Genomic DNA, 19111 nt, shown 5'->3' with positions numbered 1-19111 from the left:
GAGGCGAAACAGAAGCCAAAACTACCGGAAATTTAAATATGCCTTGGACGGCGTAGGGCCGCGCTGCCCCTGGTACTTCGAGCCCAACGCCCCAGAACCGTAAGGAGTTTCCGCCGGCGAAGTCATCTTAAACAAGGCCAACTGCCCCACCTTCATGCCAGGCCACAGTGTGATTGGCAGATTCGCCACATTGGAAAGCTCCAAGGTGATGTACCCCGAGAACCCTGGATCAATGAAGCCCGCCGTAGAGTGCGTGAGCAGGCCAAGGCGCCCTAACGACGACTTCCCCTCCAGACGGCCAGCCATATGCGGCGGCAATGTGAACTTCTCCAGGGTGGAACCCAGCACAAACTCACCTGGGTGCAGCACAAACGGCTCCCCCTCTTCCACTTCCACCAAGCTAGTCAGCTCATCTTGCTGCAACTTTGGATCAATGTGGGTGTACCGAGAGTTGTTGAACACCCGGAAGAAACGATCCATCCGCACATCCACGCTGGAAGGCTGAATGAGGGCGGGATCGTAAGGCTCAATCACGAGCTCAGTGGCATCAATGGCTTGGCGAATATCGCGGTCTGAATACAGCACGTTCACAAGTGTAACAACAACCGTGCTAAGCTTGATCGCGGCTTCAGAATTGTTGCCATGCCGATGTAGTTCAATGGTAGAACTCCTGCTTCCCAAGCAGGCGGCGCGGGTTCGATTCCCGTCATCGGCTCCACTAGAACGTCACTCTGGATACAAAGATTTCTAGCCCTGCTGGGAAGTGTCTAGGGTGGCGTTTTCGCTGTTCTGGGACGGTTTTGGGGGTCTTGGGGTCGGGCACGCGGAGCTGCGGAGCAGCTCACCGCTGAGGCTGATCGGGACCTCGGAGGGGTACCTCAGGGGCCCGCTCGGTGCGTCGAGGCAGGAAGCGTCAAAAAGTATGGCCTTGCGTCAAAAGGTTCAGCCCTGCGTCAAAAAGTATGGGGCTCGTATCTTTTATTCAGCAATCGCGCCCTTTAATGGAACAAAAAGATTTGAATTCCTGTTATAAAAAAAGGATCAATTTTGAACTCTCTCCCAAAGTTGATCCCTTAACGATTTAGAAATCCCTTTGAGAATGTTTATATACATTCAAGGTAACCAGCCAACTAATGACAATGATTCCTGAAAAAAGTAATAACAAATTACTATACAGATAAGTTGACTGATCAACTTCCATAGGTAACAACCTTTGATCAAGTAAGGGTATGGATAATAAACCACCTACAATTGCAATACCTGTTCCCTCTGATAAAAAGCTGGTAAAGTTAAGCAAACTCATTCCAGCACCAGCTTCCTGCTGTTTCAAGCTACTTGAAACAATTGTTGATATAACTGTTTTGGTGAACGAAAGCCCACCTAAAACAAATACGATTATAATTGTCATGAACCATGATGTTGTTTCTAAAAGAAAGGAAGCAGTTAAAAAGCTAACAGAAAGAAATGTAACTCCGATGTTTAACACGTATAAAGGACCTCTTCTATCAACAAGTATCCCACCAATGTAGCCGAAAATAATGACACTCATTGTTCCAGGGAAAATAATTACACTTCCGATTTCGGCAGTACTTAGCTGGTGAACATCTTTCATCATATAAGGAACCATAGAGACAAACCCTGCTACTGTTCCAAATATAATTCCCCCACAAAGAACTCCAATCATAAAAGGTATATTTTTCCCTAATCCGGGATCAACAAAAGGATCTGTTACTTTCCTGATATGTTTTACAAATATCAGGAATGACAGCACGCTAACGATAAGAAAAGAAATGCTATATGATGTTGTAAACAACATAAAAAATACAATGCCTACAGACATTAGTATAATTCCTTTGATATCAAAATGACCTTTTATCCTTACTTCCTTCTTTAATAATTTCATAAGAAACGGAACAGTGATAATTGTTATCATAGGAATGAGTAGAAGATAGGACCAATGAATATAATGGGCTATCATTCCACCAATCGCTGGACCGACTCCTTCTCCCATGGCTACTATCGATCCAATAAGACCAAATGCTTTACCCCTATTTTCCTTTGGAATATAGCGCGCAACTACAACCATTACGAGTGCTGGAAATGCAGCTGCACCAGCCCCTTGAATAAAACGAGCCATAATAAGTAAGGAAAAGAAAGAATGGCCAACAAACCCAATTACAGACCCGAAACAATTTATTATAATTCCAAATAGGAGTAACCTTTTGATGCCTAATTGATCAGATAGCTTTCCATATACAGCTGTTCCAATGGAAAAGGTTAACATAAAGGCTGTGTTCACCCAGTTTGTACTCGCAGGTGGTTTATTAAAATCATTTGCAATATCAGGTAATGAGACGTTCAAAACCATTTCATTTAATACGCTAAAAAAAGATAAAATGCAAAGCCAAATTAAAATTTGGTTGTGTCGTAAATTCGATTGTGAATAGGATGTATTCATATTTCACCTTCCAATAATGAGGGCAGACGTAGTTTATAGGGTTAATGATACGCTTCCCTCTTTTAATTGAACCCTGTTACATTAATTACACTTCATAATTAATTCCTCCTAAACTTGATTAAAACAGGCTCTTCGTATTTAAGGGTGTAGTTGGGTTCTGAAGCCGCCGGTCTCGAGCAGGCTTCTGGTGATGTAGTGGGTCAGGTTGCGGAATCCGAGGGCGGAGCCTCTCAGGTGTTCGAGGCGGCCGTTGATGGCCTCGGTAGGGCCATTGCTGGTTCGGGTGTGGTCGAAGTAGGCCAGGATGTCTGCTCGGCGCCGGTTAAGAGTGCGTCCGAGCCTGACCAGTTCGGACAGCGGGGCAGGCACGCCGGTCTTGAGGGAGTCAATGAGCCCGGTCATGATGGTTTTGCCTGCGTGAGGGTCTTTGTGCCGGTAGGCGGACACCATGCGTTGGTAGACGCTCCAGGTGGTGGCAACCTCGATGTGCTGGTCGGTAGCGAAAAGGGCTTCTAAGCGCTGTTGCTGGGTCTGGGTGAGCAGGGTCGCGCCGGTGAGCAAGGTACGACGTGCCCCGTACAAGGGGTCACCACTGCGCCCGCGCCGGTGGTGAAGTTGTTGCTGGACTCGCCGCCTGCACTCATCCACAGCGTCTGCGGCCAGGCGTACCACGTGGAAAGGATCCATGACGGGCCTGGCGTGGGGAAGTTCTTCACTGGCAGCGGTTTTGAACCCGCTAAACCCGTCCATCGCGACAATCTTGATTCCTTGACGCCACCGGTCGGGCTGGCTGGCAAGCCATTGTTTGAACGACTGCTTGGAACGGCCAGGGACCATGTCCAGCAATCGCGCCGTGCCAGTCTTATCGTGGATGGGGGTCAGGTCGATGATGACCGTGACGTACCTGTCCTCGCCCCGGGTATGGCGCCATACGTGCTCATCGACCCCGATCACCCGCACCCCGTCAAAACGACGCTCATCATCAAGCAAGAGCCTCCTGCCTTCAGCAAGAACAGCCGTGTTAGCCGTATGCCAGGCCACCCCCAGGCTACGAGCGATATGCGTGACACTCAAACGCCCGATCACGATCGCTTCCAGCGCCCATCGCAGCGCTTTGCGCGACAAACACGAACGAGGAGCAGCTGCTGATGTGAGGTCTTGACGCCACACATGCCCACAGCCAGTGCACCGGTAACGGCGCACCCGGACTTCTAACGTGGTAGGCCTCCAGCCCAAGGGTTCGTGAGCGAGACGACGTACAACAGACCCACGTACCAGCCCCTGGCAGCCACACCGCCGGCACCACCGGTCCTGCCCAAGCACTCGGCAGGCCAGCACTGCCCGGTCTGGTTTCAGACGCTGTCCTACTGCTTGAAGACCGAGCTCGTCCAGACCACAGAACCTACTCAGATCCGGAGACGAAAACGCGCCAGAGGAACAAACCAAGGTAGTGTGGGCCATGTCGAGGTCTTTCGATTGGGTTTTGTTAGCACCCCCATCATCGGAAGACCTCGACCTCTACCCCCAACCGACACGCCGCACCCCACCCACACCCTCAAATACGAAGAGCCTCATTAGATTCGTCACCCATTGCATTATCCCAAAATTGTGCGTTCTCCTCCCAGATTTTTTTACTTTCCTCTGTTCCCATGTTCTCTCCCACTCCCCAAATTTGCTTTTTTGCTTCCATTAAATCTTCCTTACTATATTCCATTGTTACCCTCCATAACTTCTGATTGTTGCCGTCTTGACGATTATGTATCTTTACATTACCTTCTGAAACATATGGCGCACCTTGTCCAGGCGGCTGTTTGGACGGCGGGGCTGGATGACCGGCTGACCGACAGCGGCCTGATATCCTTTCAGTTCTGTAAGGCATACGCTCTGCCCGTTGGTGTAAAAGGCCAGATCAGTACGGTATGCCTGTATACAGCGGGCGGGAATCTCGCCAGTAAAGACAACTTCATCCTTTTTTACCTGGACCGTTTCGATGGTGGCACAGTATTTCGGTGCATCATGATAAGCCCTGGAAAGATATTCCCGGGGCGCATAGAGGGTGAAGGAGAGATAAGGTTCCAGCAGTTGCGTCCCTGATTCCTTCAATGCCTGTTCCAATACAATCGGGGCCAATGAGCGGAAGTCCGCCGGCGTGCTGACCGGACTGTAATAAAGCCCGTATTCAAAGCAAATCTTACAGTCCGTTACGTTCCAGCCGAACAAGCCCTGCTCCAGCCCGTAACGGATACCATCCCTGACAGCGTTTTGAAAACTCTGGTTCAAGTATCCCAGCGAAACCCGGCTCTCGTATTGTACACCGGAGCCAAGCGGGAGTGGTGTAACAGACAGTCCGATGGATGCCCAAAACGGGTTGGGCGGCACCTCGATATGGATGGTGTGGCTGGCTGCTTTGAGCGGCCGCTCCATATAAATGACGGTGGGTTCCTTTACCACTGTTTCAAGCTTGTATTTTTCCGACAGCAAAGCGGAAACAACCTCCAACTGCACCCGGCCCAAAAAAGAAAGAATGATCTCATGGGTGATGGAATCCACCTCGCAGCGCAAAAGCGGGTCAGTATCCGCAAGTTGCGTAAGAGCGTCCAGCAGCCGTTCTCTTTGCGCTGCCGTTTTCGGCGCAATCGACGTCCGCAGCATGGGGAGGGGGTCCTCACGCCACCTTTTACGAGGGAGCCGGGTTGGGTCCCCTAATACATCGTTTAACCTCACGCTGTCGCTGGGAAGGATAACAATTTCACCCGGATAAGCGGTGTCTGTCCGAACAATTTCCCCTTTGGATGGAATACGCATCTCTGTGATTTTCAGCTTTTCTCTCCCGGCCAGGGCCACCGTATCCCGCAGGCGCAGCGTTCCGCTGTATAGCCGTAGATAGACACGCCGCTGGCCGCAATCTGTATACTCCACCTTGAAAACGCTGCCGCATAGGGCGGCGCTCCCCTGTTCCCCAATCGGTTGGAACAGCCCTGTCACCGCATCCATCAACGGTTGAATGCCAAGGCCCTTTTTGGCGCTGCCATAATAGACCGGGAACAGGGAGGCGTCTTGAACCCGCCGCTGTTCCTCCCGCACAAGTTTTTCCCGGCTGATTGGTTCTCCTGCGATATACTTTTCCAATAATTTATCGTTATTTTCGATGACCGCATCCCATGCTTCTATGTCGGTATTTTCCTCCAGGACTATTTCCGGGGACAGCGACACCGTCTGCTTGATGATAATATCGGCGGAGAGCTTATCCCGAACAGACTGAACCACGCTCTGCAAATCAACGCCAGCCTGGTCGATCTTGTTGATAAAGATAACGGTGGGAATGTTCATTTTCCGCAGGGCATGGAACAGAATACGGGTCTGGGCCTGCACGCCATCTTTAGCGGAGATCACCAAGATGGCCCCATCTAAAACAGCCAAAGAGCGGTACACCTCCGCCAAAAAATCCATGTGGCCGGGCGTATCCACAATGTTGACTTTACATCTGTGCCACTGGAAGGAAGTGACTGCCGCTTGAATGGTAATCCCACGCTGCCGCTCCAAAAACATGGTGTCCGTCCTCGTTGTCCCTTTTTCGACGCTCCCCGGTTCTGAAATGGCTCCGCTAGCATATAGCAGGCTCTCCGTCAAGGTCGTCTTTCCAGCGTCTACATGGGCAAGAATTCCAATATTGATTATTTTCATGTGATTGTCCTCCCTTTACAGCCCCAAAGGGCATAAAAATCCCCAGCAGTAAAATACTTTTACCACTGGGGATTATAAGTTGCGGACATACACATATACAGCATACACCTGTTTGTGATTGCTGTTTTTGGGGATATGTCAAAATTGATAAGGCAAAAGTATTCTTAAATTGGGTACAAAAAACTAAGCCCCTACAAAAGGAGCTATCATAATCCTTTGTTCCCACTATTTGATTATAGTTTTATTTAAGAATACCTTGCCGCATATTTTTTACTCCTTTTCTGGATTAAATCATTGTATCACATCAGTTTTAGGAAAGCAAGTACCTAAAAGAAATTTTTCTTCCCCTTATATGGCATTTTACCACATATAGAACTCCTGGGCGGTATGCCCCGAATCATCGGCGAACTTCTTAATCAGGAACTCGTAGCCCTGGCCGAGCTCGTCCTCGGGCAGGTTTGCAAGGCTCAGTGTGCGTTTGGAGAAGTGCTCGATGAGGTCTGCCAGGGTGGCATCCGGCAGCAGTTCTTTGTTGGACCAGTCGCCGTCTCCGAACACGCCAGTGAGGGTTGTGGGGTTGGCTGCTTCGATGGCGCGCATGATGGTGCGCGCGGTCTCGCCAATGTTGGTGGTGGTTTCGCGCAGGTTCTGCCAGTGGGCCCCCTCGGGGATGGCGAAGCGGTGGTTCTCTGGCAGGTCGGCTAGGTCCTCATCGCCGAACAGGGCGAGCGCCTGGGCGCGTTCTTCGTCGTAGACGTCGCTGATGCGCTTCAAAAACACCAGCGGGAAGATGTACTGCTTGTAGTCACCGGCATCGATCAGGCCGCGCAGAAGTTCAGCCGCGCCCCACAGGTAGGACTCAAGCTGTTCTTGGGTGATTCGCTTACTCATCTCGCCTCCTCCGCGACCTCATCCACTGCCGCTGCAGCATCAAACCCCAGGCCCCACTTCGCGAGTTCTTCCTCAAGGCGTGCACGTGAGGCTTGCACTTGCTGCCACGTTTCCGTCAGCTGTTCGATGGCGTCTTCCAGGCTGGTGCCGGTTTCACTCTGTGGTTTGGCGACGTAGCGGGCGACGGTGAGGTTGTATTCCTGGGCGCGCACCTCGTCCAGGCTGGCCACGTGCGCAAAATGCTCCTGCACGCTGAACTCCTGGTAAGCCTGCACGATGCGGACGGCGTGCTCACGCTCCAAGGTGTTCTGGTTACGCCCCTTAGTGAACAGCTCCGAGCCGTCCACAAAAAGGATCTTGCCTGCTCGCTCAGGCTGTTTGCTGGTACGCAGCACCACAATCGCGGGAGCCAGCCCCGTGCCGTAGAACAGGTTGGGGGCCATCTCGATCACTGCCTCGATGAGGTCACGCTCGAGGAACTCGCGGCGAATCGTTGCCTCGTTATCCCCAGACTTACTATTCACATCACCACGGAACAGTGCGCCTTGTGGCACGACCACGGCTACCTTGCCCGTGCCGGGTTTGGCGGATGCCACCATGTGTTCGATCCATGCCCAGTCCGCATAGCCCGCAGGTGGGGTACCTCCGAGCAGGTTTCGGCCCCACGGGTCCGTCTCCCACGCATCGCGCCCCCAGTTTTTCAGCGAAAACGGTGGATTCGCGATCACGTTGTCGAACTGTTGCAGGCGCTCACCGGCGTGGAAAGCGGGAGCTCGCAGGGTGTCCTCACGCACGATGTTGAATTCCGGAACCCCGTGCAGTAGCAGGTTCATGCGAGCAATCGAAGCCGTCGTGAGTGTCTTTTCCTGCCCATACAGTTTGCCCCAGAGCAGGCGCGGATCATGCCCCTGTTCCTTGGCATGGGCGATGACCTCGATGAGCATGCCAGCCGTGCCACAGGCAGGATCATAAGTGGTCTGGCCCGGCTGGGGATCCAGGATTTCCACCATCATGCGCACCACTGAGCGCGGGGTGTAATACTCGCCCGCTTTCTTGCGGGAGAGGTCTGCAAACCGCTTGATCAGGTACTCGTAGGCCTGCCCGAACACGTCCGGTGCCACATTCGCATTTGACAGAGTCTTAGTGGAGAAGTGCTCGAGCAGATCCAGCAGGCGCTCATCGGGCAGTTTGGCTTTGTTAGTCCAGGCAGCGCTGCCGAAAATCCCACCGAGTTGGTGAGGATTATTCGCTTCGATCAAGCGGAACGCGGTCACGAGAGCTTGCCCCACGTCCTTCGTTGTCGAGCGAACGTTCTCCCACGAAGCCTGCTCAGGGATGACAAAGGAGTAGTTCTCTGGCAGTGCAGCGAAATCTTCGTCGCCGCCTGACTGCGCGAGCGCCAGTTCGTATTCTTCCTGGTGCACGTCATTGAGACGCTTGAAGAACATCAGCGGAAAGATGTAGGCCTTAAAGTCGGCCTGGTCGATCCCGCCGCGCAGCAAATCGGCAGCAGCAGCGAGGTACTGCTCCAATTCACTGAGGGTTAGTTGATTGTTGGTCACTAAATGTTCCTTGGATTGTTTCTTAGTTCTATTGGCTAATGTTCTCTTGGCTTGGACGTCGTTCTATAACAGCCACGTCGCCTAGCCCGCATTCGAGTGCTTCGCATATGCGCACGAGTACTGCGGTTGTGACGTTCTCGTCCCGGCCGAGTTTGGCGATCGTGGATGCCGAGATTTTCGCCTTTTCGCGGAGGTCCTGTTTGCGCATTCCTTTGTCGATCAGTGTTTTCCACAGGGGTTTGTAGCTGATCTTGAGCTTGGTGGATTGGCTACTCATGTGGGTGTTCTCCCGGCTCGTAGACCCCGTCGAGGTAGCCGTAGCGGCCCTGGTACGGGTCTTTGCTGAATCGGATGGCTGTCGTGTTGGGAAGTGCGTCGAGGTCCACCCCACTGAGAAGATTGAGGTTCTCACACAGGATGACCTGACGGTTGGTGGTCGTGCGGGCGATGTAGCCGAGCAGCTTCTGTCGCATGGAGTCCGGTGCAGTGAGCTGGCTGTCGTCAAAGTTTTTCAGAGGAGAATCAATGATGAGGAAGTGCGGCGCGTGGGGCGAGCGTTGATCAAGGTACTCATGGAAGGCGACCATCACCACGGTGTTGAGCAAGGCAGCGAAGCCTTTACCCTCCTTGGTGTCCTTCCGGTACCCGTCAATCGTCACGTCGAGGGTGGCCTCGTCGAATACCGCCGCGTCAGCAGAGGGAAAGCCGATTTCATGGAGGATCCGACGAATTGTGGTGTTCATTGAGTAGATGAAGTCCGCGTTGAAGAATTCAGCAGGCTTGTATGGTTCCCGCTTCTCATCCGCTTGCGGTCCCAGATCAGTCAGGGCCAGGATTGTTTCCTGGAGCTGCTCGAGACGCGCTTGTATACCCGCTACCTCCTTGAGCGCGCGAACCTCACGCGTCAGCTGTTCCTGGCGCGGCGTGATCGTGTGAGCGATTCTATTTTGAAGTTCGGCATGCTTGAGCACCAGGTCAGCGCGTTGTTGGGTCAGTTCCGACATCGTGTAGTCCAACTCGGCCAGGTTGGAACGTGCACCCGCGAGTTGCTCTTCTAGGCAAGTGCGCTGGACGTCGATTTGTTCCTGACTGGGATGGTTCATGCTCGCGTCTACTGGTTGCTTGCAGTAACCGCACATGTTGATGTTCAACGTGTCGGGATCAACGCTTGCCTCGGCGAGGAACTCGAGCCGTTGGAGGTCAGCTTCCAGGTGGCTGATGAGTTCTTGCCGCTGGTATTTGTCTACGGCGAAGGCAGCGACGTTTTCATCGATCTCTTTGATCTTGATAGTGATCGTCCGCCCGGTGGCGTTGAGCTCGATCTGGTCTCGACGAAGCTGGTCGAACTCGGCGTTGAGGGCGGCGAGTTCCGCTTCTATATCACGGCCCCGGTACTGCTCCTCTACTTCCCTGAGCTCCGTCTCCTTCTTGCGAGCTGCCTCAACTTGCCTGGTGATGAACTGCTTGACTGATCTCTGGCGGATACGGCGATCTTTGTCGGATTCTTGAGCCTCAATGTCATCGAAGTTTTCGTCTTGCGCGAGCACAAGCAGTGTCGACAGTTCCGCAGTGCGAGTGACGTAATCGTTGGCTCCGCCCCTTCGCAGGATTGTTGAGTCGAGCCGATCGATGTAGCTCTCAGGCACGTACAGCAGGTGGAAAAGGCTGCGCCATGTCAGCGACTGGCTCTCCCAGCTGGAATTCTTGATGACCTTGCGGCTGGGCTTGAAATCGAGTAGCGACACCAGGAACGAGTTCAGATCCGTCTCAGGATCCTTCTCGTCTCGCTTCACGCTGTAGACCTTGCCTTCAGTGCCAGGATGAGGACTGACAACGTAGTCCACTCCGATACTGCGTCGTAGGGTGATGATTTCTCCCTCAGTAGTAACGAGGTCGATTTCTGCGGTGCAGTAGTCCGAGTCGTCAGTGAAAGGGACGAGGTCCCCGCCCATGACAAAGTCGATAGTGCGGGCGACGCGGGTTTTCCCAGTGTTTGATGGTCCGGCAATGACGTTCAAGCCCTGTGTGAGCGTGATCGTGGAAGGGGCGCCGTGGTTTGGGTATGCGCGAATCTCGCTAATCCAAAGTCCGCTCATGCTTCCTCCTTCGCACCGATCAGGTGCAGCTTGTCGTTGCGTAGGGCCGCCAATGCTGCTGCGACATAGCGTTGGTAGTGCTGGGCGTAGCTAGACGACACGTGGCTCACCAGGTGGGCACCAGACTCGGAGATGGTGAAGCGCGGCACGTCACCAGCATGGTCTGCATAGGCGTAACCGTGTGCCACGAGCGTTTGGATTGCCTCGTGAGCTTTGCTTCGGCGCTGCGTGTAAATCGCATTAACGAAGGCCGTGGACCCGTGCAGGTCGGTTCTGCCGAGACCGAAGTGTCTGGCGTAGGTTGCTGCGAAATCGGCGTCAGCAAGCTCGGTCGCTGTCACCGCGGTTTCAAGCTTGTCTAAGGCGACTAGTAAGCGCATGCAGTTTTCGAACTGGGAGTTAAAGATTGTGCTGCTCATGATGACCACTCGATTCGGTCCTCGTTGACCAGCATGTGCGTCATGCCTTGCTTGTGGTTCGCAGCAAACAGGTCAGGGATGCTCGTTAGAACAGATCCCCCTACCTGGTAATGGCTAGCCTGCCCAAGCGTCTTCAGCATTCGCTCGTAGCCGTCAGGGAAAGCATCGGACATCCACGTGGTTTCGAGGAAGTCGTCAAGATCGTCCTTGATTCGTTCAAACTGTTCATCCCCGTCATCTGGGCGAATCTCCTGCAGGTTACGGTGACGTCCGACAGCGGACCAGTAATGGGTGCGCTGACGGACCAAAAACTTCACGTATTTGCCCGGAAGACTCTTTAGATGCTCGAAGGAGACGGGCTCCTTCCCAAGTTTTTCGGCGATCGCGTCAAGAGCGCGTTGCACGTAGACCTCTTCAGGAGCTAACTCCTCGGGGACGGGCGGAGCTGGAGAAATTTCGATGCTCGAGGTCCCGATCTTGAGCGAATTGCCGGAAATGCGGCCGGTAGATAACGGGTAGGTCTGTACGCCGGGGATGACGATTTTCTCGTCGCCGCCTTGGTCCCGCAGAAGGTCATTTCCCTCAGCGTTGGATCTGACGACTTCTTTGATGAGCACATACACGGCCTTCGGAACATCAATCGGTTTGTTGATCTGTAGGCCGTCCTTACGAAGCTTGAGTGCAAGATCCCTGATCGCATCGCCGGTAGAGGTATCTCTCCACAGGGCGATGATTCTCTGCTCACTGATGGCGGGCAAGATGCGTCTTGCGGTGTCCTCCGGTAGGGGCCGTTTTCCATTCCAGATCTTGTTGAGGTCTCGTCGGTCGATACCTCTCAGCCATCCAGCAGGGATGGTGTTCTTGCTGCACTCGCTTTCAGGTAGCCGACCTGGGAGGAGCTTTTCGTCGCAGGCCCGGTCAAAGAAGTCAAGAACGAATCCACGGTCGCCTTTGACGTCGAGAGATAAGGAGGGCCGGATAGTCCGCAATAACAGACCAAGAGCAAACTCTGACTGAGGAAGGCGAGCCATCTTGCCTCCTTTCGCCTTCTTTCGCCTCCTGTCAAAACAGGGGGCTTTCTTAGTGTTGAAAACAAGCCATCCACCGGCGTGGGCGCATCGACCACTGTGGTCCATGTTACCAGCCGGTGTAGGCGAACCGAGAGAAAAACTCGGCAAAAAGGACGAATCGAGCTGACTGGAAGGAGGTGAACCGAGATGACGAGTCAACGTCGAACCAGCAAGGCTGCTGCTTCTGCCGCATCGAAGGTCATGCGTGACCAGCGGTATTCCAAGGTAGCTAAGACCGCCGCTGCTTCTGCTCTGTCCCAGCGGGCTCCCAAGCCCAAGGGCGGAAAGAAGTAACCGGTTGGGGGTGTCTGGCCTGGTACCGGCTGGGCACCCCCTTCGCCTCCTATCGGGGCTTTCAACAACTAGTGGGACAGCTGCCCACATCCACACATCCATACAAACCGCGCGGAGATCCGCCCTTCTGGACGTCCAGGGCAGGTCAGTCGCTCAGGCACGAATGCCTGGGTGCTTGGCCTGCCCTGTTTTCGTCCCCGGGTTGATCTTCGCGCTCCACCAACGTCCAGGTGGGGCCGGGCCTCCGTCGCAGCAAGCGACAGGAGCCAAACATGGCAGGCAACGCCTCCACCCTGCACAACTACATCACCGTCAAACTCGCGTTCGAGGTCACGGTCGCCGCTGACGCACGGCGAGCAACCCGCGATACCAGCTTCCGTATCAGCCAGTCCGAGGCTGAGGACTGGATCGAGGGCGACTATCAAAGCCGCCGGGCACAGGCCGAGGATCCCGGCACGGTCGAGCGGCGGTCCTTGAGTGAGATTCTCGAAGAGCTCAACGCCTCTGAGCGCAGCACGTCGCGCCGTTGGCGCACCCACACCGCCTTCCTCTCGGTCGATGACAACGACCCCAGTGACGACGACATCGAGTCCGGCCAGGTCGGCCTGCGCGCCGCATCCGGGTACCGCGACGGCATCTTCACCTCCACCACGCCAGACGATGCCACAGACGCATGGGCGACCAGCTTTGTCGTACGCCAAGCACTATCGGCGTTGTCCGAGCGCGAGCGGCAGGTAGTCCTCGCCTCCCGCATCTACGGCCTCTCCCAGCGGGACATCGCAGCCGTGCTGGGCGTGTCCCAGCCGATGGTGAAAAAGATCCGTGACCGCGCCGAGAAAAAACTCCGCGATCTGCTTTCCGGCCCTGGGGTTATCAACTAGGGCTCGTTGCCGCCTTGAGGGTGGAAGGAGCATCAAGCCAATCCGGGCACCACCTTCCTTCCACCAAGTTTCTAAGGAGGAAGCTGATGACACACAAGACGGTGACAGTGAGTCTGTCGCGAGAACCTGACCCGGGCAAGGCCATCAACATCGGCCGGGTGGGTTTGCGAGAGCGGCTCTTGACCTGGTTGTTCGGTCCTATGCGGGACGTGACCGTTCTGGTCCCCGGCCGGGAGGTACGGGACGTGACGCTGCGCAGGGTCGATGAGGCCTCGTGCTGCGGGGCGGAATGTTCGGATGAGGAGCTGATGGCTCTGGCTGACGCGGTCCAGCGTCACCCGGCAGGCAGCAAGCTCCACCGCGTTGGTGGTGATGTGGCATGAACCCGCAGCACCGCAACGCCCTGATCGCGGGCATTAACCGCACCATGGAGGGCCTCTCCCAGATTGCCCAGGCGCTTGAATCAGATGGATGGGAAGGCGTCGAAGACGAGTACGCACTGGCTGGCCCACGTCCGGTTGCCGCCGCCCGTCTGGAGGAGCCCGCTTTCCAGGCAGAGCTCGAAGAACGACTCGCAGCTGAGGCTCAGCATGGTTCTGAGTCGGCTACTGCAGTGCGTGAGTACACGCTCGAGGAGGTGCGCTCGTTCTTGGCGGAGCTCTCTCAGCAGGGCTATACCGCCCAGGTGCGCCAGCTGATCCTTGACGCGGGTGCGAAGGCTCTCTCAGAGGTGGACCCGGCGAAGTTTGGCCAGATCATGGCTGGGGCTGAGGAGATCGCCCATGCCTGATAGCCACGCACTCTTGAGCGCTTCGAGTGCTCACCGGTGGTTGCACTGCCCGCCCTCCGCGCTCGCCGTCGATGGCGTGGCAGATACGCCGTCGGACGCTGCCTTGCAGGGTACGGCTGCGCATTCGCTGGCTGAGTACAAGCTGCTGCGGTTTTTGAAGCGCCGCGCGAAGCGGCCTACCTCTGAGTGGATTGATGAGGAGATGGAGGGCCACACCGACGACTACGTGCAGTTCGTGGCCGAGCACATTCAGTCTGCTCGGGAGCACTGCCCTGACCCGCAGGTGTATGTCGAGCAACGCCTCGACTACTCCCACCTCGCACCGGGCGGCTTCGGCACCGGGGACTGCGTGATCGTTGCCGAACCCACCCTCCGGGTCATCGATCTCAAATACGGGATGGGTGTCGAAGTCAGCCCTGTGGAGAATCCCCAGCTCATGCTCTATGGGTTGGGAGCCTTGGCAGCGTTCGATGCGCTCTACGACATCGAGGAAGTCGCGTTGAGCATCTTCCAGCCTCGCCGGGCCAACGTCGAAACCTGGACGATCAGCACCCCGGACCTGATCGCCTGGGGCGAGAACACGGTCAAACCCATCGCTGAGCTGGCTGCCCGCGGCGAAGGCGAATACACCGCCGGCCCGTGGTGCCAGTTCTGCCGTATCGCCCCCACCTGCCGGGCCAGGGCCGAAGCGAACCTCGCACTCGCCAAGCACGAGTTCGCACCACCCGCAGAACTCACTGTGGCTGAGGTTGCTGAGGTGCTGGCGAAGATCCCTGAGCTCAAAGCCTGGGCGACGGACGTCGAAGCCTGGGCGTTGGCTCAGGCCCAGGCCGGCACTCAGATCCCCGGGTTCAAGGTCGTCGCCGGGCGCTCCATCCGCAAATACACCGACGAAGCGGCAGTGGCGGAGGCCGCCAAGAAGGCTGGCTACAGCGACATCTGGGACAAGCGCCTGATCGGCATCACCGCCATGGAACGCCTCATGGGTAAGAGGGCCTTCACCGAGACGCTCGGGGACCTGGTCATCAAGCCCGAAGGCAAACCCACTCTCGTGCCCGAATCCGACAAGAGACCGCCACTCGCACGCGTGAGTGCTGCCACCGATTTCAACAACAACACCAACTGACCAAGGAGGTCACCATTATGAACACTCAGAATCCGACTCGCGTTGTTACCGGCGAAGTCCGCCTGTCCTACGCACACCTTTTCGAGCCCCAGTCCATCCAGGGCTCCAAGCCCAAGTACTCCGTGTCCCTGATCATCCCGAAGAGCGATCGGGAGACGATCGGCAAGATCGAACGGGCCATCGACGCCGCCATCGAGGCAGGCATCGGAAAGTTCGGTGGAAAGCGCCCAAACAAGGCCGCCCTCAAGCTCCCGCTGCGTGACGGGGACACCGAGCGTGACGACGAGGCTTATGCCGGGTGCTTCTTCATCAACGCCAACTCCACCCTGCCGCCCGAGGTCGTCGACCAGGACCTCAACCCGGTGCTCTCACCCGCGGAGGTGTACTCCGGCTGCTACGCCCGCGTCTCACTGAACTTCTACGCCTTCAACACCAACGGCAACCGCGGCATCGCCTGCGGGCTCGGCAACGTGCAGAAGCTCCGCGATGGCGAGCCGCTGGGCGGTGGCCGCACCTCGGCTGCGGATGACTTCGCAGCGTTCAGTGCTGGGGATGACTTCCTGGCCTAACCCCGACTCCGGCTTCGTGGCGGGGCACCTTGTGGTCTGAGCATTGCTCGACTCGGGGTGTCCCGCCACAACCACATCTATAGATAGGACACCCAATGCGCACGCTTTCCCTGGACCTTGAGACCTTCAGCCCCACCAACCTCGCCACCGCTGGTGTGTACAGGTACGCCGAAGACGAGGCCTTCCGCATCCTCTTGTTTGGTTACAGCATCGACGGGGCACCCACCCAGGTCATCGACCTGGCCCGGGGTGAGCCCATCCCGACCATGATCCTTCAGGCGCTCACCGACCCGACTGTTACGAAGTCGGCGTTCAACGCGGCCTTCGAGCGTGTCTGCCTTTCGGCCTTTCTGCGCCGCCACCACCCAGACCTACTGTCTGAGGGGTTTCTGGATCCACGTGGGTGGCGGTGCACCATGGTCTGGGCAGCTTCCCTAGGACTACCCATGAACCTGGACGGCGCAGCCAAAGCACTACGGCTACCGCTCGAGAAAGACCCCGCCGGGCAGAGGCTTATCCGCCGGTTTTCTATCCCCGGCAAGGATGGAGGCCGCATCCTGCCCTCTGATGACCCGGTCGGCTGGGAGCAGTACATCTCCTACAACCGCCGCGATGTCGACGTTGAAGTCCAACTTGCCGCGAGACTGGCCCGTAACCCGATGCCCGATGCGGAGTGGGAGACGTACTGGTTGGATCAGCGCATCAACGACACCGGAGTCCGTATTGATACGACTCTGGCTGCTAACGCGGTGGAGGTCGATACCCGTCACCGTGACACCTGCATCGAGCGCGCCCAGCAGCTCACCGGATTGGAGAACCCCAATAGCCCCATCCAGCTCAAAGACTGGCTCGCTGAGCACGACTGCGCCTTGGAGTCGCTGACCAAGGCCGAGGTGGAGGCCGCATTCGAGACTGCGACCGGGCAGGTCGCTGAGGTGCTGAGGCTTCGCCAGGACTTGTCGAAGTCCTCGGTGAAGAAGTACCAAGCCATGCTCGCCGTCGCAGGCCAAGATCAGCGGGCGCGCGGGCTCATCCAGTACATGGGTGCCGGCCGCACCGGCCGTTTCGCGGGCAGGTTGATTCAGGTGCAGAATCTGCCGCGCAACCACATGCCCGACCTCGCTTCTGCCCGGGGCCTCCTCGCCGCCGGTGATAGTGAGGCGTTGGAGGTGCTCTATGCCCCGCTACCAGACACCCTGAGCCAACTCATCCGCACCGCCTTCATCCCCAGCGTGGACCACCGGTTCATCGTCGCTGACTTCTCCGCGATCGAGGCCAGGGTGCTGGCGTGGCTCGCCGGTGAAGACGGCACCCTGCAGGCCTTCCGTGAGGGCAAAGACCTCTACTGCCAGACCGCGAGCCGCATGTTCGGTGTCCCGGTCGAGAAGCACGGGGCCAATGCGGAGCTGCGTCAGAAAGGGAAGATCGCGGTCCTGGCCTGCGGGTACGGCGGCTCGGTCGGAGCGCTCAAAGCCATGGGAGCCTTGCGCATGGGCCTGGACGAGGCAGAGCTCAAACCGTTGGTTGATGCGTGGCGGGACGCCAACCCGATGGTCGTGCAGTTCTGGCACGAGATCGAGCAAGCAGGCATCACCACAGTTGAGACCCGAACCCCAACTCAGGTCGGACGCATCCGGTTGTCTTACCGCTCTGGGTGCCTGTTCATTGCTCTGCCGTCGGGGCGGGAGCTGTGCTACCCGCGACCCAGGCTCGGTGAGAACCGCTTCGGTATGACCAGCATTCTCTTCGACGGGGTGGATGGCACCACCCGCAAGTGGGGCCCGATCGAAACCTACGGCGGCAAGCTCACCGAGAACCTCGTCCAAGCCACCGCCCGGGACCTCCTCACCCATGCCATGCACCACGTCGATGCGGCCGGGCATCGGATCGTGATGCATATTCACGACGAGATCGTCGTCGACGAACCCACCGATGGTGCGAGCGTCGAAGACATCGTCGCACTCATGACCAGGCTCCCCACCTGGGCAGACGGCCTACCGCTGGATGCTGACGGTTACGAGTGTGACTACTACATGAAAGATTAGGAGCGCTGCGGGTTAGTTAGCCCAGAGCTGCAGGGCGCGCCAGTTCTGGGGCGCTCCGATCCTTTCGAAGGGGATGATCTCGTTGTGGGGGAACGTCTCGAGTGTGTGAGCGAGACGCTCGCTACCTGGCAGGTCCAATTGGTGGTGCAGGAATCGAATGATGCTGATCTGCCCGAACAACCTGTACGTCAGCGCGTTGACAGGTTCCATCAACTCATGCCTGATGGGCTTGGGCTTGATGTCGAAACCCCGGTTAAACAGCCGGGCATGATGAGCAGAAAGGTTGCGCAACACATTGAGCGATTTCAGGGTGGATTCCAACTGTGGAGCTGTCATCGCACACAAGCCTGCGATCTCATCGCGCACCCGTCGAGGACTGAATCGGTACAGGTAGGACAGCATGCCCCAGTCCATGATCTCAACTGCAACCCACACGGGCAGTTGCCCACCGTACTGGGCGCGGTGATGAGCAACGAAGTCCTCGCGTGAGTTCCTCACGGCCTCCATATATTTGGCAAGCCACACGGCGTGCTGTGTTTTGCGCGGATTTTTCCGATCCGGGGTACGGGCCACTGCGTTGAGCTGTTCAATATCCAGATGCACCAGCGGGTCAATGCTACCTAGGTGATAACCCAGTAGAGACCGCAGGGCGAGTTCTATCGGAGCCAGGCTTGTGAATACGGCGCTGCGCAGTCTGGCGTCGAATTCGTACAAATCAACGCAGAGATCTAGGGATGTGCCCGGCTGGAAGCGATCGGTGGGCTTGCCGGAGACAAAATCGATGATGCGCGCTGAGTGCCAGTAACCCGAAAGCCTGTAATAGTTACGCGTCGCAAGCGCATCAACCGCCTGATCCAGATCCTCGATCACCATGCCGCGTGAACGCAAGAGCGCTACCTGCTCAGCGTAACTCCTGAAAGGCTTAATCGGGCTATCGGTCACGACCCCTCCGTGCGAAAAAGGACCGGCCCTGGACTCCCACCGAAGCGGGCAGCGGAACCGGTCTTGTTACCCACAAGGATAGCAGATCTCGTTCTGACACGGAACCCGCCTGGCAACTCGCACAGCATCCGCCCTGGAAGCGCGCCGACATACACGTCTTTGCCGATCCGCGTCACCGTTCTTTCGACTGGGGTTATCACCTGACGCTTCTCGCCGCCTAGGGCCTGAGAGGACGAGCGCGCTGCACGGTGCATCGCCTGGACGCCTCTCAGGAAGGCGGCTCG

Annotated in this window: 18 protein-coding genes, 1 tRNA gene and 2 pseudogenes; 8 read left to right on the top strand and 13 right to left on the bottom strand. The window is 56.6% G+C overall.

Going from position 1 to position 19111, the window contains the following annotated elements; genetic code table 11:
* Positions 1 to 21: 21 nt before the first annotated feature.
* Entirely contained in the window at positions 22 to 585 is a 564-nt protein-coding gene (gene dcd, locus NQ050_RS07685) for a dCTP deaminase (protein ID WP_257038702.1), read from the bottom strand.
* 59 nt (positions 586 to 644) lie between these two features.
* Between dcd and NQ050_RS07680 the strand changes: the two genes are divergently transcribed.
* Positions 645 to 718: transfer RNA gene (locus NQ050_RS07680), tRNA-Gly, on the top strand.
* A 363-nt stretch (positions 719 to 1081) separates the two neighbouring features.
* Here the strand turns inward: NQ050_RS07680 and tet(L) are convergent.
* The 11 genes and pseudogenes from tet(L) to NQ050_RS07630 all read right to left on the bottom strand — a co-directional run bounded on the left by tet(L) (position 1082) and on the right by NQ050_RS07630 (position 12141).
* Complete coding sequence (gene tet(L), locus NQ050_RS07675; protein WP_001574277.1) at positions 1082 to 2458, bottom strand: tetracycline efflux MFS transporter Tet(L); 1377 nt, start codon at positions 2456 to 2458, stop codon at positions 1082 to 1084.
* Between the two features lie 33 nt (positions 2459 to 2491).
* Positions 2492 to 2539: pseudogene (locus NQ050_RS11260) on the bottom strand (tetracycline resistance efflux system leader peptide); the annotation flags it as partial.
* A 57-nt stretch (positions 2540 to 2596) separates the two neighbouring features.
* The gene (locus NQ050_RS07670; RefSeq protein WP_257038700.1) at positions 2597 to 3919 is read right to left on the bottom strand and encodes an ISL3 family transposase; all 1323 of its coding nucleotides are present in this window, start codon (positions 3917 to 3919) and stop codon (positions 2597 to 2599) included.
* A gap of 109 nt (positions 3920 to 4028) precedes the next feature.
* Positions 4029 to 4172: pseudogene (locus NQ050_RS07665) on the bottom strand (class I SAM-dependent methyltransferase); the annotation flags it as partial.
* 50 nt (positions 4173 to 4222) lie between these two features.
* Entirely contained in the window at positions 4223 to 6142 is a 1920-nt protein-coding gene (gene tet(W) / locus NQ050_RS07660) for a tetracycline resistance ribosomal protection protein Tet(W) (RefSeq protein WP_033523205.1), read from the bottom strand.
* Between the two features lie 360 nt (positions 6143 to 6502).
* On the bottom strand, positions 6503 to 7033 hold the full coding sequence (locus NQ050_RS07655; protein ID WP_257038698.1) for a type I restriction-modification system subunit M N-terminal domain-containing protein: 531 nt from the start codon (positions 7031 to 7033) through the stop codon (positions 6503 to 6505).
* Positions 7030 to 8595: a class I SAM-dependent DNA methyltransferase gene (locus NQ050_RS07650; RefSeq protein WP_257038697.1), complete on the bottom strand. Its 1566-nt coding sequence runs from the start codon at positions 8593 to 8595 to the stop codon at positions 7030 to 7032. The genes NQ050_RS07655 and NQ050_RS07650 overlap by 4 nt, the downstream gene beginning before the upstream one ends.
* Before the next feature lie 28 nt (positions 8596 to 8623).
* Complete coding sequence (locus NQ050_RS07645) at positions 8624 to 8872, bottom strand: helix-turn-helix transcriptional regulator (RefSeq protein ID WP_257038695.1); 249 nt, start codon at positions 8870 to 8872, stop codon at positions 8624 to 8626.
* Positions 8865 to 10691: an AAA family ATPase gene (locus tag NQ050_RS07640; RefSeq protein WP_257038694.1), complete on the bottom strand. Its 1827-nt coding sequence runs from the start codon at positions 10689 to 10691 to the stop codon at positions 8865 to 8867. Before NQ050_RS07640 ends, NQ050_RS07645 begins: the two co-directional genes overlap by 8 nt.
* Positions 10688 to 11110, bottom strand: a complete 423-nt coding sequence (locus tag NQ050_RS07635) for an ABC-three component system middle component 2 (protein ID WP_306428554.1) — start codon at positions 11108 to 11110, stop codon at positions 10688 to 10690. The genes NQ050_RS07640 and NQ050_RS07635 overlap by 4 nt, the downstream gene beginning before the upstream one ends.
* A complete protein-coding gene (locus NQ050_RS07630; protein ID WP_257038692.1) occupies positions 11107 to 12141 on the bottom strand; it encodes an ABC-three component system protein in 1035 nt (344 codons plus the stop codon). The genes NQ050_RS07635 and NQ050_RS07630 overlap by 4 nt, the downstream gene beginning before the upstream one ends.
* A gap of 186 nt (positions 12142 to 12327) precedes the next feature.
* Here NQ050_RS07630 and NQ050_RS07625 point away from each other — a divergent pair, with 186 nt between their 5' ends.
* From NQ050_RS07625 to NQ050_RS07595, 7 genes are all read left to right on the top strand, one after another.
* Entirely contained in the window at positions 12328 to 12474 is a 147-nt protein-coding gene (locus NQ050_RS07625) for a hypothetical protein (protein WP_257038691.1), read from the top strand.
* 272 nt (positions 12475 to 12746) lie between these two features.
* On the top strand, positions 12747 to 13355 hold the full coding sequence (locus NQ050_RS07620; RefSeq protein WP_257038690.1) for a sigma-70 family RNA polymerase sigma factor: 609 nt from the start codon (positions 12747 to 12749) through the stop codon (positions 13353 to 13355).
* A 209-nt stretch (positions 13356 to 13564) separates the two neighbouring features.
* Positions 13565 to 13738 carry a hypothetical protein gene (locus NQ050_RS07615; RefSeq protein WP_257038689.1) on the top strand — a complete coding sequence of 58 codons (174 nt, stop codon included), beginning with the start codon at positions 13565 to 13567 and terminating at the stop codon, positions 13736 to 13738.
* Positions 13735 to 14145, top strand: a complete 411-nt coding sequence (locus NQ050_RS07610; RefSeq protein ID WP_257038688.1) for a hypothetical protein — start codon at positions 13735 to 13737, stop codon at positions 14143 to 14145. Before NQ050_RS07615 ends, NQ050_RS07610 begins: the two co-directional genes overlap by 4 nt.
* Entirely contained in the window at positions 14138 to 15271 is a 1134-nt protein-coding gene (locus NQ050_RS07605; RefSeq protein WP_053793948.1) for a DUF2800 domain-containing protein, read from the top strand. The genes NQ050_RS07610 and NQ050_RS07605 overlap by 8 nt, the downstream gene beginning before the upstream one ends.
* Positions 15272 to 15288: 17 nt before the next feature.
* A complete protein-coding gene (locus NQ050_RS07600; protein WP_053793947.1) occupies positions 15289 to 15840 on the top strand; it encodes a DUF2815 family protein in 552 nt (183 codons plus the stop codon).
* A 749-nt stretch (positions 15841 to 16589) separates the two neighbouring features.
* The gene (locus tag NQ050_RS07595; protein ID WP_257038686.1) at positions 16590 to 17885 is read left to right on the top strand and encodes a DNA polymerase; all 1296 of its coding nucleotides are present in this window, start codon (positions 16590 to 16592) and stop codon (positions 17883 to 17885) included.
* 12 nt (positions 17886 to 17897) lie between these two features.
* On the opposite strand, the gene NQ050_RS07590 is transcribed toward NQ050_RS07595, so the two are convergent.
* A complete protein-coding gene (locus tag NQ050_RS07590) occupies positions 17898 to 18827 on the bottom strand; it encodes an Abi family protein (RefSeq protein WP_053793945.1) in 930 nt (309 codons plus the stop codon).
* Between the last annotated feature and the right edge of the window lie 284 nt (positions 18828 to 19111).

This window comes from Corynebacterium sp. 122RC1 (assembly GCF_024580955.1).
Taxonomy (GTDB): Bacteria; Actinomycetota; Actinomycetes; order Mycobacteriales; family Mycobacteriaceae; genus Corynebacterium; species Corynebacterium kozikiae.
The sequence above is the reverse complement of the archived record's forward strand: the minus strand, read 5'-3'. Positions and strand labels throughout refer to the sequence as shown.

Excerpts from the sequence above, each read along its gene's own strand:
- NQ050_RS07630 (WP_257038692.1), bottom strand. The coding sequence starts at position 12,141 with ATGGCTCGCCTTCCTCAGTCAGAGTTTGCTCTTGGTCTGTTATTGCGG.
- NQ050_RS07640 (WP_257038694.1), bottom strand. The coding sequence starts at position 10,691 with ATGAGCGGACTTTGGATTAGCGAGATTCGCGCATACCCAAACCACGGC.
- NQ050_RS07620 (WP_257038690.1), top strand. The coding sequence starts at position 12,747 with ATGGCAGGCAACGCCTCCACCCTGCACAACTACATCACCGTCAAACTC.
- NQ050_RS07635 (WP_306428554.1), bottom strand. The coding sequence starts at position 11,110 with ATGAGCAGCACAATCTTTAACTCCCAGTTCGAAAACTGCATGCGCTTA.
- NQ050_RS07610 (WP_257038688.1), top strand. The coding sequence starts at position 13,735 with ATGAACCCGCAGCACCGCAACGCCCTGATCGCGGGCATTAACCGCACC.
- NQ050_RS07670 (WP_257038700.1), bottom strand. The coding sequence starts at position 3,919 with ATGGCCCACACTACCTTGGTTTGTTCCTCTGGCGCGTTTTCGTCTCCG.
- NQ050_RS07600 (WP_053793947.1), top strand. The coding sequence starts at position 15,289 with ATGAACACTCAGAATCCGACTCGCGTTGTTACCGGCGAAGTCCGCCTG.
- NQ050_RS07605 (WP_053793948.1), top strand. The coding sequence starts at position 14,138 with ATGCCTGATAGCCACGCACTCTTGAGCGCTTCGAGTGCTCACCGGTGG.
- NQ050_RS07625 (WP_257038691.1), top strand. The coding sequence starts at position 12,328 with ATGACGAGTCAACGTCGAACCAGCAAGGCTGCTGCTTCTGCCGCATCG.
- NQ050_RS07645 (WP_257038695.1), bottom strand. The coding sequence starts at position 8,872 with ATGAGTAGCCAATCCACCAAGCTCAAGATCAGCTACAAACCCCTGTGG.
- NQ050_RS07655 (WP_257038698.1), bottom strand. The coding sequence starts at position 7,033 with ATGAGTAAGCGAATCACCCAAGAACAGCTTGAGTCCTACCTGTGGGGC.